General features: G+C 61.5%; 15 protein-coding genes. 12 read left to right on the top strand and 3 right to left on the bottom strand.

Annotated features, from left to right (window positions below; translation table 11 throughout):
• Nucleotides 1-150: 150 nt before the first annotated feature.
• Genes NMK_RS01890 through NMK_RS01880 form a run of 3 tightly spaced genes read left to right on the top strand, consistent with a single transcriptional unit; the run spans nucleotide 151 to nucleotide 1,861 of the window.
• Nucleotides 151-1,290, top strand: a complete 1,140-nt coding sequence (locus NMK_RS01890) for a glutathione-independent formaldehyde dehydrogenase (protein WP_109014068.1) — start codon at nucleotides 151-153, stop codon at nucleotides 1,288-1,290.
• 23 nt (nucleotides 1,291-1,313) lie between these two features.
• Nucleotides 1,314-1,580: a YMGG-like glycine zipper-containing protein gene (locus tag NMK_RS01885; RefSeq protein WP_227871320.1), complete on the top strand. Its 267-nt coding sequence runs from the start codon at nucleotides 1,314-1,316 to the stop codon at nucleotides 1,578-1,580.
• An 11-nt stretch (nucleotides 1,581-1,591) separates the two neighbouring features.
• Nucleotides 1,592-1,861, top strand: a complete 270-nt coding sequence (locus NMK_RS01880; protein ID WP_109014066.1) for a hypothetical protein — start codon at nucleotides 1,592-1,594, stop codon at nucleotides 1,859-1,861.
• A gap of 57 nt (nucleotides 1,862-1,918) precedes the next feature.
• On the opposite strand, the gene NMK_RS01875 is transcribed toward NMK_RS01880, so the two are convergent.
• From NMK_RS01875 to NMK_RS01865, 3 genes are read right to left on the bottom strand one after another with little or no spacing between them, the layout of a single operon-like run.
• Nucleotides 1,919-2,041, bottom strand: a complete 123-nt coding sequence (locus tag NMK_RS01875; RefSeq protein ID WP_109014065.1) for a DUF2474 domain-containing protein — start codon at nucleotides 2,039-2,041, stop codon at nucleotides 1,919-1,921.
• The gene (cydB, locus tag NMK_RS01870) at nucleotides 2,042-3,043 is read right to left on the bottom strand and encodes a cytochrome d ubiquinol oxidase subunit II (protein ID WP_227871318.1); all 1,002 of its coding nucleotides are present in this window, start codon (nucleotides 3,041-3,043) and stop codon (nucleotides 2,042-2,044) included.
• Between the two features lie 10 nt (nucleotides 3,044-3,053).
• Nucleotides 3,054-4,475 carry a cytochrome ubiquinol oxidase subunit I gene (locus NMK_RS01865; protein ID WP_109014378.1) on the bottom strand — a complete coding sequence of 474 codons (1,422 nt, stop codon included), beginning with the start codon at nucleotides 4,473-4,475 and terminating at the stop codon, nucleotides 3,054-3,056.
• A 164-nt stretch (nucleotides 4,476-4,639) separates the two neighbouring features.
• On the opposite strand from NMK_RS01865, the gene NMK_RS01860 reads away from it, so the two are divergent.
• The 9 genes from NMK_RS01860 to NMK_RS01820 all read left to right on the top strand — a co-directional run bounded on the left by NMK_RS01860 (nucleotide 4,640) and on the right by NMK_RS01820 (nucleotide 13,206).
• Complete coding sequence (locus NMK_RS01860; protein WP_109014377.1) at nucleotides 4,640-6,421, top strand: methanol/ethanol family PQQ-dependent dehydrogenase; 1,782 nt, start codon at nucleotides 4,640-4,642, stop codon at nucleotides 6,419-6,421.
• Complete coding sequence (locus tag NMK_RS01855; protein WP_227871316.1) at nucleotides 6,418-7,263, top strand: substrate-binding domain-containing protein; 846 nt, start codon at nucleotides 6,418-6,420, stop codon at nucleotides 7,261-7,263. The genes NMK_RS01860 and NMK_RS01855 overlap by 4 nt, the downstream gene beginning before the upstream one ends.
• A 10-nt stretch (nucleotides 7,264-7,273) precedes the next feature.
• Entirely contained in the window at nucleotides 7,274-7,786 is a 513-nt protein-coding gene (locus NMK_RS01850) for a c-type cytochrome (RefSeq protein ID WP_109014063.1), read from the top strand.
• A 1-nt stretch (nucleotide 7,787) separates the two neighbouring features.
• Nucleotides 7,788-8,786, top strand: a complete 999-nt coding sequence (gene coxB / locus NMK_RS01845; RefSeq protein ID WP_306419332.1) for a cytochrome c oxidase subunit II — start codon at nucleotides 7,788-7,790, stop codon at nucleotides 8,784-8,786.
• Between the two features lie 9 nt (nucleotides 8,787-8,795).
• A complete protein-coding gene (gene ctaD / locus NMK_RS01840; protein ID WP_109014062.1) occupies nucleotides 8,796-10,748 on the top strand; it encodes a cytochrome c oxidase subunit I in 1,953 nt (650 codons plus the stop codon).
• Nucleotides 10,741-11,364, top strand: coding sequence for a cytochrome c oxidase subunit 3 (locus NMK_RS01835; protein ID WP_109014061.1), 624 nt, complete (start codon nucleotides 10,741-10,743; stop codon nucleotides 11,362-11,364). Before ctaD ends, NMK_RS01835 begins: the two co-directional genes overlap by 8 nt.
• A complete protein-coding gene (locus NMK_RS01830) occupies nucleotides 11,361-11,813 on the top strand; it encodes a hypothetical protein (protein WP_109014060.1) in 453 nt (150 codons plus the stop codon). Before NMK_RS01835 ends, NMK_RS01830 begins: the two co-directional genes overlap by 4 nt.
• 75 nt (nucleotides 11,814-11,888) lie before the next feature.
• Nucleotides 11,889-12,323 carry a GlcG/HbpS family heme-binding protein gene (locus tag NMK_RS01825; protein WP_109014059.1) on the top strand — a complete coding sequence of 145 codons (435 nt, stop codon included), beginning with the start codon at nucleotides 11,889-11,891 and terminating at the stop codon, nucleotides 12,321-12,323.
• Between the two features lie 7 nt (nucleotides 12,324-12,330).
• On the top strand, nucleotides 12,331-13,206 hold the full coding sequence (locus tag NMK_RS01820) for a cytochrome c oxidase assembly protein (protein ID WP_109014058.1): 876 nt from the start codon (nucleotides 12,331-12,333) through the stop codon (nucleotides 13,204-13,206).
• Nucleotides 13,207-13,269: the final 63 nt, after the last annotated feature.

Here is a 13,269-nt window from a genome sequence, read left to right as displayed (position 1 = left end):
TCCACGGCGGCTTCTCGTTAAGTCTCAATCATTCCATTGTTCGACAGCGTTCTCCTACGCACATACACCAGGCTTCCATGCCCTTAAGCTTACCGCACTCAAGCAATTGATTTAATTAATATTCTCAACCTCATGCATGGAGGATTTACCATGAAAGCGCTGGTTTATGAAGGCCCGAAGCAAGTCAAGATCGTCAACGTTCCCGACGCAAAAATCGAGAAGCCCACCGACGTATTGGTCAAGATCACCACCACCAATATCTGCGGCTCCGACCTGCACATGTACGAAGGGCGCACCAGCGTCGAACAGGGCAAGGTACTGGGGCATGAAAACCTCGGCGTGGTGATCGAAGTCGGCAAAGAGGTAGAACGGGTGAAGGTCGGCGATCGCGTGTGCCTGCCGTTCAACATCAGCTGCGGGTATTGCGAAAACTGCGAGCGCGGCTACACCGGTTTTTGCCTCACCGTGAACCCCGGCCATGCAGGCGGCGCCTACGGCTATGCCGAGATGGGGCCATACAACGGCGGCCAAGCCGAATTACTGCGCGTGCCCTATGGCGATTTCAACTGCCTGGTGCTGCCGGAAGGTGCGGAGGAACACGAAGAAGACTACGTCATGCTGTCGGACATCTTTCCCACCGGTTATCACGCCACCGAACTCGCCGACGTGCAGCCGGGCGAATCGGTGCTGGTGTACGGCGCGGGGCCGGTCGGCCTCATGGCGGCCTATTCTTCCATGCTGCGCGGTGCCGATCAGGTCATGGTGGTGGATCATCATCCGGATCGCCTCGCCCTGGCCGAGAAAATAGGCGCCATCGCCATCGATTATTCCAGGACCGACCCGGTCGAGGCCGTGATGGAGTTCACCCAGGGCAAAGGCGCCGACAAGGGCTGCGAATGCGTAGGCTTCCAGTGCCACGACCACCACAACCATGAAATCCCCAACCTCACCATGAACCGGCTGGTGCAATCGGTCAAAGCGACTGGCGCCTTGGGCGTGGTGGGCGTTTTCACCCCGCAAGACCCCAACGCGACGGACGCGCTGGAAAAAGAAGGCGAGATCGCCTTCGACATGGGGATGTTTTTCACCAAGGGCTTGCGCATGGGTTCGGGCCAGACCAACGTCAAAGCCTACAACCGCCATTTGTGCGAGCTGATCGAGCACGGCAAGGCCAAGCCGTCGTTCATCGTCTCGCACCGGCTGACCCTGGACGAGGCGCCCAATGCCTACCAGCACTTCGACCGCCGCGACATGGGCTGGACCAAAGTGGTGCTGCATCCCAACGCCTGACCTTGTGCGGCAGGCCGCAGACGTTGGCGACGAATCGGCGTAACAAGGAAACACAACGTCATGAGGAGATCACCATGAACACGCCAAGATCATTGAGGACAGTCGCCCTCCCCGCCCTGCTTGCGCTCACGCTAGTCACGACCGGCTGCAACACCATGAAGGGTGCCGCGGTCGGCGCGGGTGCGGGCGCAGCGGTAGGGGCCGGGACCGGCTACGGCGCCGGGAAAGGCGCGCTGATCGGCACCGGCATCGGCGCTGCGGCCGGCGCAATCTACGACATTACGAAGTGAAGGAGAACCGTATGAACAAGCATGCATGCATTTCCTGCCTGGCAGCCGCCATGCTCGCCTTGGCCGTGCCGTCTTTCGCGGGCGACGAAAACAAGGATTGCTCCAAGGCTGGCAGTCCGCAGCAGCTCGAAGGCACCGTCACCAAGATCGACGCTTCCAGCAACAAGATCACCGTCAAAGGCAGCGACGGCACCACCCACGTATTCCAGGCTTCAGCGGAGACGCTCAAGGACTACAAGGTGGGCGATACGCTCAAGGCCAAATTACGCTGCTCGAAATAACCAATTTACGAGCCCATATCTGTAGCGCAGGCGGCCTCCCCTGCGCTACATTTCCTGCTACCCAGCCAGCCCCACCACCCGCATGGCTAGCCGCAAGCCATAAGCCAAAACACTCAGCGCGCACACACTCAATCCCCAAATCAGCACCAGCCACCCCAGTCGCTTCAACCCTTGCGTCATCTAGTGATAGCCCTCGCCGTGCTTCACCTTGCCCCGGAACACGTAGTAGCCCCACAACGTATATGCCAGCACCAGCGGGATGATGACCAGCGCACCTACCAGCGTGAAACCCTGGCTCTGCGGCGGAGAAGAGGCATCCCAGATGGAGATATTGGGCGGGATGATGTTAGGCCACAGGCTGATGCCGAAACCGACGTAGTTGAGGATCACCAGCGCCAGGGTGAATAGGAAAGGCGCGGCATGCGAGCGTTTGGCCACCGCGAGCAGCAGCAAGGCGGCGCTGACGACAGTGAGGATGGGCACAGGCGCTGCGTAGAGGATATTGGGATACGCGAACCAGCGCTGGGCGATGCCGGGATTCATGAGCGGCGTCCACACGCACACGATCACGATCGCCGCCAGCAACCCCCAAACCAATTTTTTGGTCAGCCGATAGGCTTGTTCCTGCACGCTGCCTTCGGTCTTCATGATGAGCCAGGTGCTGCCGAGCAGCGCGTAGGCCACCAGCAGCGCCAGCCCCGTAAACAGCGAAAACGGCGTCACCCAGGCCCAGGCCGACCCGGCATACATGCGCTCGACCACGGGAATCCCTTGCTCATAGGCTCCCAGCACCACGCCCTGGAAAAACGTCGCCGCAATCGAACCGCCGATGAAGGCCTTGTCCCAGAAATGCCGCTCGTGCTCGTGCGCCTTGAAGCGGAACTCGAACGCCACGCCGCGAAAAATCAACCCGATCAGCATGAAAATCAGCGGCAGGTAAAACGCGCTCAGCACCACTGAATACGCTAGCGGAAAGGCCGCCAGCAAGCCTGCTCCGCCCAGCACCAGCCAGGTTTCGTTGCCGTCCCACACCGGGGCCACCGTGTTCATGACGACGTCGCGGTCTTCCTTGGCGGGAAACCACGGGTACAGGATGCCGAGACCCAGGTCGAAACCGTCCATGATGACGTACATCAGCACGGCGAAAAGAATGACGGCGGCCCAGATGAACGGAAGATCCATGGTTAGCTCCTTAGCTGCTCCTTGAGGGGTCAAGTGCATCCGCCGACTCGGTGACGGCTGACATCGGCCGCATGGCATGGCGACCTTGCCCCGGACCGCCGGCATCCACCTCGCGCGGCTCGTTCAACACCGGCCCGATGCGCATCAAGCGAATCAGATAACCGATGCCTGCGCCGAACACGGCGAAGTAAATCAGCACGAACAGCACCAGCGAAATGCTGAGTTCCAACACGCTATGGCGCGAGACGCCATCGGCCGTGCGCATCAATCCGTACACTACCCAGGGCTGGCGACCCATTTCCGTGGTAATCCAGCCTGCCAAGATAGAAACGATACCCATCGGCCCCATGACCAGCGCCACATTGAGGAACGGCCTGCTCGTAAACAGCTCGCCCCGCCAGCGCAGCCAGGCGCTCCACAACCCGAGGGCGATCATGGCGAACCCCAGCCCCACCATCAGGCGGAAGGTCCAGAACACCACGGTGGAATTGGGCCGGTCGGCCTTGGGGAATTCCTTGAGCGCGGGAATCTTGCCATCCCAGCTGTGGGTGAGGATGAGGCTGCCCAGGCGCGGCACCTCGACAGAATACAGCGTCGCTTCGCGCTCCATGTCGGGCCAGCCGAACAGGATCAACGGCGTGCCGTCGCTGCCCGTATTTTCCCAGTGCCCCTCGATCGCGGCGAGCTTGGCGGGCTGGTGATGCAGCGTGTTAAGGCCGTGCAGGTCGCCCACGAACGCTTGGATGGGCGCCACGATGAGCATCATCCACATCGCCATCGACAGCATCTTGCGTACGGCGGCGTTGTCGTTGCCACGCAGCAGATGCCAGGCCGCCGCAGCGCCCACGATCAGCGCAGTGGAGAGAAACGCCGCGATGCTCATGTGCACGAGACGATACGGAAACGACGGGTTAAAAATCACGCTCAGCCAATCCATCGGGATCAGCCGCCCGTCGGCCAGGGTATAGCCCTGCGGCGTTTGCATCCAGCTGTTGGAGGCGATGATCCAGGTCGTCGAGATCAAGGTGCCCAAGGCCACCATCACGGTCGAAAAGAAATGCAGTCCCTCCCCCACCTTGTGCCGCCCGAACAGCATCACGCCGAGGAATCCGGCCTCCAGGAAGAACGCGGTGAGCACCTCGTAGGTGAGTAGCGGCCCTGTCACGCTGCCCGCATAGTCGGAAAATCGGCTCCAGTTGGTGCCGAATTCGTAGGACATGACCAGCCCCGACACCACGCCCATGCCGAAATTGACCGCGAAAATCTTGAGCCAGAAATGGTAGAGATCGTTGTAGACCGGTTTGCGCGTCTTGAGCCAGCAGGCTTCGAGCACGGCGAGATAACTCGCCAGCCCGATGGTGATGGCGGGAAAGATGATGTGGAACGAAATGGTAAAACCGAACTGGATGCGTGCGAGATCGAGGGCAGTCATGGCTGGGCGCGATATGAGTTCGACCAGCGTTTGACCAGCGCAGCATTGGTTTAATTCGTCGATTGCATTCGAAAAAAATGCACCGCAACGGAGCGTTAGCCAACAGACAGTATGGGACCAATGTAAAAAAATACGCCTCATTGTCGCAAGCGGAATGGATTGCCATGAAACTCGCCAACTTCGTGTCCCGTATCGCAGTGAGTCTGTTAACCGTATGCGCACTGCCTGTTGCGCTCGCCGCTCCAGTCAAGGACAGCGACTGGCCCATGCCCGCCAAGGATTACGCCAACACCCGCTTCAGCCGTCTCAACCAGATCACCACCGGCAACGTCAAACAACTGCAATTGGCCTGGACCTTTTCTACCGGTTTGGCCACCGGGCACGAAGCCGCACCGCTGGTCGTCGGCGACACCATGTATGTGGTGACGCCCTATCCCAATTATCTCTACGCCCTCGACCTCAAGTCCGGCGGCAGGCTCAAGTGGACCTACAAGCCCGAGCCGGCCCGCGCCGCACAGGGCGTCGCCTGCTGCGACGTAGTGAACCGCGGCGCGGCCTATGCGGACGGCAAGATTGTGTTCAACGCATTGGATAACCACACGGTGGCGGTCGATGCCGAGACCGGCAAGGAAATCTGGAAGACCAAGCTGGGCGATATCAATCTCGGGCAGACCATGACCATGGCCCCGCTCATCGTCAAGGACAAGGTCATCGTCGGCAACAGCGGCGGCGAAATGGGCGTACGCGGCTGGGTGACGGCGCTCAATCTCAAGGACGGCAGCAAGGCGTGGCAGGCGTTCAGCACTGGCCCGGACAAAGACGTGCTGATTGGCGCAGACTTCAAGCCTTACTACGAAAGCGACCGCGGCAAGGATCTCGGCGTCAAGACCTGGCCGCCCGACAAATGGCAGATCGGCGGGGGCACGGTGTGGGGCTGGATTTCCTACGACCCGACGACCAATCTCATTTTCTACGGTACCGCCAACCCAGGCCCATGGAACCCGGATTTGCGCCCCGGCGACAACAAGTGGACTTCCTCGGTATTCGCCCGCGACGCCGATACCGGCATGGCGAAATGGGCCGTGCAATACAACCCGCACGACCTGCACGACTATGATGGGGTGAACGAGCACATCCTCGTCGACCTCACCATCCAGGGCAAACCGCGCAAGGTGATGCTGCATCCCGACCGCAACGGTTTCCTGTACGTGCTCGACCGCACCACCGGCGAGATCATCTCGGCCAACCCCTTCGTCTACACCACAAGCATCCAGAAAGTCGATCTCAAGACCGGCCATCCCATCGTCGCGCCCGGCAAGGAGCCGCACACCGGCATCCGCGTCAACGACATTTGTCCCGCAGCGCCCGGCGGCAAGGATTGGCAGCCTAGTGCCTTTTCGCCTCAGACCGGCCTGCTCTACATTCCGCACAACCACTTGTGCATGGACGTGACCTCGACCGAGGTCGGCTATATCGCAGGTACGCCCTACGTCGGCATGGAAGTGTCGATGAAGAAAGGCCCGGGGGATTACGGCGGCGTGTTCAGCGCCTGGAATCCCGCGACCGGCAAGGAAGTATGGGCGATCAAGGAACATTACCCGGCCTGGAGCGGTGCGCTGGTCACAGCGGGTGACGTGGTCTTCTACGGCACCATGGACCGCTGGTTCAAGGCGGTGGATGCCAAGACCGGCAAGGAGCTGTGGAAATTCCAGGCCGGGTCCGGCGTCATCGGTCAACCCATTACCTTTCAGGGCCCCGACGGCAAGCAATACATCGCCGTGCTTTCCGGGGTAGGCGGCTGGGCTGGGGCCGTCGTCTCCGGTCATCTCGACACGCGTATCCCCTACGGTGCCCTAGGCTTCGTCAACGCCATGAAAGACCTGCCAAACGACACCACGCCGGGCGGCATGCTGTACGTGTTCGCTTTGCCGGGGAATACCCCATGAGCGCCACCTGGCCAGCCTTGGCGCTCATGGCAGCGCTGCTGGCGGCGACCTGTTGGCTGATGCCGCTCACGGCTAAGGCCGATACGACAGGCGCTGCCCTGCGCGTTTGCGCCGACCCCAACAACATGCCGTTTTCCAATGCGGAAGGCCGGGGGTTTGAGAACCGGCTGGCCGAATTGATGGCGCAGGCATTGGGCAAACACGTCGAATACACCTGGTGGGCACAGCGCCGCGGTTTCGTTCGCAATACCCTCAACGCCGGGGCTTGCGACATCGTGATGGGACTACCGGCCGCTTCGGACCACGTACTCGCCACCCGCGCCTACTATCGCTCGGGCTACGTGCTGGTCACACGCCAGGACCGGAACTTGAATCTCTCCAGCCTGGATGACCCCCGTCTTCAATCCCTCAAGATCGGCGTTCACCTCATCGGCGACAACAGCACACCGCCGGTACTGGCGCTTGCAAGGCGTGGAATTGTGAATAACGTCTTGGGCTACAGCATCTTCGGCGACTACCGCGAACCCAATCCGCCTGCACGGTTGATCGAGGCAGTCGCCGATGGTGAGGTAGACGTGGCGCTTGCCTGGGGACCGCTTGCCGGCTATTTCGCCAGTCATAGCGCGGTGCCGCTGGAGGTCATTCCGTTGGCTGACGATCCGCGCGATCCGCCGTTCCGGTTTTCCATCGCCATGGGGGTACGGCCTGGCGACACGGCACTCAAACGGCGGCTGGATACCGAACTCGAACGCCACTGCGGCGATATCGACGCCCTGCTGCGGCAGTACGGCGTACCACTGCTGGATAACGCCGATAACGTCCCCGCGGCTGGTCTGAAATGAAGGAGCTGACATGCGTGCATTTCACATTTCATGCCGGGATATTTCATGGCTCGGCGCTCTGATCTTAGGCATCGCAATTGCAGACTCGGCGGCCGCGGCACCGGCGGCGACACAGCAATTGCCTGGCAGCGAACAAATCATGCACCAGCAGGTCGGCGGCACGCATATCCCCCGCCCCGCGACCCCAGATCAGTTGAAAAACCCGTATGAAGGCAACGCCAGCGCAGCCGCCGAGGGACGGTCGTTGTTCAACGCCATGAACTGCTCCGGATGTCATGCCAAGGATGCCGGAGGCGGCATGGGGCCGCCCTTGGGCGACAAGGACTGGATCTATGGCGGCGAGCCCGGGCAGATCTACCTCAGCATCCTCCAAGGCCGCCCCAACGGCATGCCCTCGTTCGAAAAAGCCCTGCCGCCCGACGCGCTGTGGAAGCTGGTGACCTACATCCGCACGCTCGGCCAATCCCCGAGCGAGCCGATCGACGCCTCATCGCCCGCCAAGCAGACGGGAAAGGCTCACTGAGATGCGCCCCTGGCACGCAGCATGGCTTGTCCTATGGCCCGGCTGGGCCCGCGCCGCCACGCCGATGAGCTATCTGCAGACCTTCGGTCCGGCGGGAGACCCGGTCACGCGTCTCAACTGGGGCCTGATGCTCATCTCGATCGCTGTCTGCGTCATCATCGCCGCCCTCGTACTGATGGGCATTTTGCGCCGCCGTCCGCCGCTGGTTGCCGACGCTGAGGGCCGATTGCCCGTTGAAAAACCGGCGGGCGGCATCCGCTGGATTTACATCGGCGTCGGCATCTCGACGGTGGTACTGCTGGCCTGCGCCGTATGGACTGCATTTACGCTTTCGGCCGTGGCCTCGCCTGCCAATAAAACGCCGATCGAGGTCGAGATCGACGGCCATCAATGGTGGTGGGGCGCGACTTATACGGGCGCGGTGCCGTCCGAGGAATTCGTCACCGCCAACGAGGTGCATATCCCAGTGGGCCAGCCCGTGCGTTTCAAGCTGGTCAGCACCGACGTCATCCACTCGTTCTGGGTGCCGCAACTCGGCGGCAAGACCGACGTGATTCCCGGCCAGACCAACTACACATGGCTGCAGGCCGACCGCCCCGGCGTCTACCGCGGTCAATGCGGCGAGTATTGCGGAGCGCAGCACGCGCATATGGCTTTGTACGTCGTGGCCGAGCCTCAGGAACAATTCACCACCTGGAAAACTGCGCAGCTGGCTGCTGCGAATGAAAGCACCGCACCCGGCGCGGCTGTGTTCCAGGCCCGATGCAGCGTTTGCCATACGGTGCGCGGGACCCAAGCGCACGGCGCCTTGGGGCCGGACCTCACCCACCTGATGAGCCGCAGCACCATCGCCGCCGGACTATTGCCCAACAACGCCGGCGGCCTGTCGGGGTGGATTCTCAATCCCCAGGCATTGAAGCCCGGCACGCGCATGCCGCCCGTCGGCCTGCAGCCGGAAGAACTGCACGACGTCGTGGCTTATTTGCAAACCCTCAAATAGGAGCCCGCCTTGAATACCTCCGCCTTTAGCCGTGTGCCTGCCGTCGTCAAGGAACAATACGGCTCGCGCACCGCGGAACGCCTGGAGGAAATCTGGAAAACCGAAGCCGGCGTGGGCGGCTGGCTATCAACGGTGGACCACAAGAAAATCGGCCTGCGCTACCTGGTGACGTCGTTCCTATTTCTGGTCCTGGGCGGCGTCGAGGCGTTGATCATGCGCATTCAGCTCGCCGGGCCGGACATGCAGGTGCTGTCGCCCGAGCGCTACAACCAGCTCTTCACCATGCACGGCATGACCATGATCTTTCTCTACGCCCTGCCTGTGCTTTCCGGCTTCAGCAACTACCTGTGGCCGCTGCTCCTGGGCTCGCGCGACATGGCGTTTCCGCGACTCAATGCGTTTTCGTACTGGGTGTACTTGTTCTCCGGCATTTTCTTGTACGCGAGCTTTTTCGTGGGGCACACGCCGGATGCGGGCTGGTTCAATTACGTGCCCTATGCCGGACGGGCTTACGATCCCGGCCTGGGCATTGATATCTATGCGCTGGGCATGGTGTTCTTCGGCGTCTCCACCACGGCCGGGGCGATCAACTTCGTCGTCACCTTCATGCGTACCAAGGCGCCGGGGATGTCGATCAACCGCGTACCCATCATCATCTGGGGCACGTTGACGGCTTCCGTCGGCAACCTGTTCGCAGTGCCCGCGGTGAGCCTGGCCTTCTTCCTGCTGTGGATGGACCGGCAGTTCGGCACCCAGTTCTACCAGCCGCACGGCGGCGGACATCCGTTGCTGTGGCAACACCTGTTCTGGTTCTTCGGCCATCCCTGGGTCTACGCCATCGTGCTGCCGGCCATGGGCATCGTTTCCGACGGATTACCCGTGTTCTGTCGGCGACCGTTGGTGGGCTATACCGTGGTGGCGCTTTCCACCGTGCTCACCATGTTCATCGGGTTCGGCGTGTGGGTGCACCACATGTTCGCCACCGGATTGCCGCCGATTTCGCTGTCGTTCTTCAGTGCGGCCAGCATGGTGATCGTCATCCCCAGCGCAGTTGCGGTGTTTGCCTGGATCGCGACCATCTTCACCGGCCGCCCCGTGTTCAAGACGCCGTTCTACTTCTTCGCCGGCTTCGTATTCCTGTTCACGCTGGGCGGCGTGTCGGGATTCATGACCGCCGCCGTGCCGCTGGATTGGCAGCTCACCGACACCTACTTCATCGTCGCTCACCTGCACTACGTGCTGCTGGGGATCAACGTGTTCCCGGTGGTGGGCGGGCTGTATTTCTGGTTTCCCAAATTCACCGGCAGGCTGATGGACGAGCGGCTGGGCAAATGGAATTTCTGGGTGATGTTCGTAGGTTTCAACCTGGCGTTTTTCCCCATGCACATTTCCGGCCTGCTGGGCATGCCGCGGCGCATCTACACCTATCCGTCGGGCCTGGGCTGGGAGTGGCCCAACCTCATCACCAGCATCGGCGCATTTCTCTTCGCCATCGGCGTGTTGCTGCTGGTGGTGAATGTCGTCGTCAGCCTGAAACGCGGGCGGGTAGCCGGGCCGAATCCCTGGGATGCGCCATCGCTGGAATGGCTGACGCCGTCGCCGCCGCCTTCGTTTAATTTCGTGACCATTCCCAATGTCGCCACGCGCCATCCGCTATGGGAAGAGCGCCTGGACGAAGGCCCGGAACGTTCCAAACTGCACGAAGGCATGCTGCTCGACCAGGGGCGCGAAACCATCGGCACCAGCACGCTGGACAGCGAACCGGAGGCCATTTTGAAAATGCCCGGCGACAGCTATGTGCCGCTGCTATGTTCGCTTGCGATCACCTGGATGACCTGGGCCGCACTGATGCACTGGTGGCATTCCCTCGAACTGTCGAGCGTACTGTTGTTGCTGGTGACGGCCGTATGGCTGTGGCCGCGGACCGAACTGGGACAAACCGCGGAGGTGCCGCATGGCTAAGACCGCCCGGATGAATGACGACACCGAGATGGAAATAGCCCAACCGCTTCCCATTGGCAGCGTCGGCAAGGCGGCCTCCGGCTGGTGGGGCATGCAGTGTTTGATCGCCACCGAAGCCGCGCTGTTCGCCTACCTGCTGTTCAGCTACTTCTACCTCGGCTCGCAAGTGCACGGCCCGTGGGTACCGGAACTGCCCAAGCTCAAGATCGCCGTGCCCAATACGATCCTTCTCTTGGCTAGCAGTTTTGTACTGCATTGGGGCGAGACCGGCATCCGCCGCGGCAAGAATGGCCGGCTGGTCGCGAGCCTGGTGGTCACGCTGCTCATGGGCATCGTGTTCATGGCGCTGCAAGGCGTGGAGTGGCACAACAAGCCGTTCCGCCTCGGCGACCACGCCTACGCCTCCAGCTATTTCGTCACCACCGGGTTTCACATGATGCACGTCGCGGTCGGATTGATCGTGCTGGCGGTACTGCTGCTGGCCGCGTTCGGCCGCAGATTCAGTGCAGAGCGCCATGTGCCGGTGTCCATCGGCGCACTTTACTGGCACTTCGTCGATATCGTCTGGCTGTGCGTGTTTACGACTTTCTACATCACCCCCTATTTTTCATCATGAGCCCAGCCGCCAATTCCCCTGCCTCCCCGGCACATCCCGCTCCGCACCGCGACAAGGTGGGCGGCGGCGCCCTCGCCTTCGGCCTGCTGGCCGCACCCGCGGCATGGGGCGTAAACGAGCTGGCGCAGTATTACCTGGCGAGTCGGTTGTGCTTGATGAAATCGTCAGTGGGCGCGGCGGCCTTGAGTCGAGCAGACCATCCGGGTTTCATCGCCATCGCGTTGGCGACATTTCTCATCACGCTGTGGGGTGTGTGGATGGCCGCAGGATGCTGGCAGCGCTCGCGCAATGAACATCTCGGCGAAGGCCATCACCTGATCGAGCGCGGCGAAGGCCGCACACGCTTTCTCGCCATGACAGGGCTCATCACCAGCGCCGGGTTCGCCATCGCCTTCCTGTTCATGTTCGCCCAGCTGTTCATGGCCCCCTTGTGCGGGAAATTGGGGTAGCCGCACCCACCCGAGGACGGACGCATCGTTCCGGCGAAATCTTTTCAATCAACTGTTTTTTCCAGGAGACTCACTATGCATGTGAATTGCGAACAAGCAGAACGCATCATCGATGCCGCCATTGCCAAGGCCCGCGAGACGGGCGTGCCAAGTTGCGTCGCGGTGGTGGATTCCGGCGCCAATCTCAAGAGCTTCCGTCGCATGGACGACGCCTGGGTCGGCAGCATCGACGTCGCCATCAAGAAAGCCAAGACCGCCTGCTTCTTCGCCATGCCCTCGGGCGAACTCGGTAAGCTCTCACAGCCGGGCAAGCCTTTGTACAGTATCGAACACTCTAACGAAGGGTTGATCACCTTTCCAGGCGGGTTGCCCATCGTCGATGCGGACGGGGTACTGGTCGGCGCGATCGGCGTCAGCGGCGGCACGGTGGACAACGACCATGCGGTGGCCCAATCCGGCGTAGCTGTGATCGGGGTGTGCGACGTGCCCAAGCACCCTTGGCGTACTTGAAAATGCAGTGGATGTTGTCGCCTTGCATCGCTTGATCAAGGCAGGAATTTGCCTGGCGACGCTGTTGCCCCTGCCTTGCCTGGCCCACGTCGCCGAACAAGATTCGCCGCCATCCTCCGAAATCTGGCTATGGATGTGCCTGGCCTTGAGCCTGGGCTTGTATTTGACGGGCTGGGCCAGGATTGTGCGCAAAGCCAGGGACGAGCGACGGCCGTTGACCAATATTGCGCTCTGTTTCACCCTGGGCTGGATCGTACTGGCAGTCGCCCTGGTACCGCCGCTCGATACCTGGAGCGAACACTGGTTCAGCGCCCACATGGTGCAGCATGAACTCATGATGGTGGTCGCGGCACCACTGCTGGTGTTGGGAAAACCCTTGGGCGTGTGGCTGTGGGGGCTGCCGTCCGAGATGCGGCCTCGACTGACGCAAGCCCTGCGTCGTCCCGCTATATTGTCGGTCTGGCGATGGCTGGGCCGTCCGTTACCAGCCTGGATGCTGCACGCTGTTGCGATCTGGGGATGGCATATTCCTGCTTTTTTCGACGCGGCGCTGGAGAACAATGCCATCCACATCGCCCAGCACCTGAGCTTTCTCGTGACCGCACTGTTTTTCTGGTGGGCGGTATTCGACCGGGCTAGCCGCGGCCATGCGGTCATCAGCCTGTTCACCACCATGATGCACACCGGCGCACTCGGCGCCTTGCTGACTTTTTCGTCGGCCGCGCTCTATCCCGCCTATGTCGCCCGTGCCCTGTCCCATGGGCTGACGCCGCTGGAAGATCAGCAACTGGGCGGTCTCATCATGTGGATTCCGGCGGGAACGGCGTATCTCGGCGCTGCGCTGGGATTGCTGTTCGGCCGGTTGCTCAAGACATCCTCCTAACACTTTCGCCTTTTCCTTCTACATCAATCCCGTCACTGCAGTGACACAAGACGTAACTTCAGC

Origin of the sequence: Novimethylophilus kurashikiensis (genome assembly GCF_003112435.1) — a bacterium.
In the GTDB taxonomy this organism is placed as follows: Bacteria; Pseudomonadota; Gammaproteobacteria; order Burkholderiales; family Methylophilaceae; genus Novimethylophilus; species Novimethylophilus kurashikiensis.
Note: the sequence above shows the minus strand (reverse complement) of the source record. Positions and strands in the feature narration are given on the sequence as shown.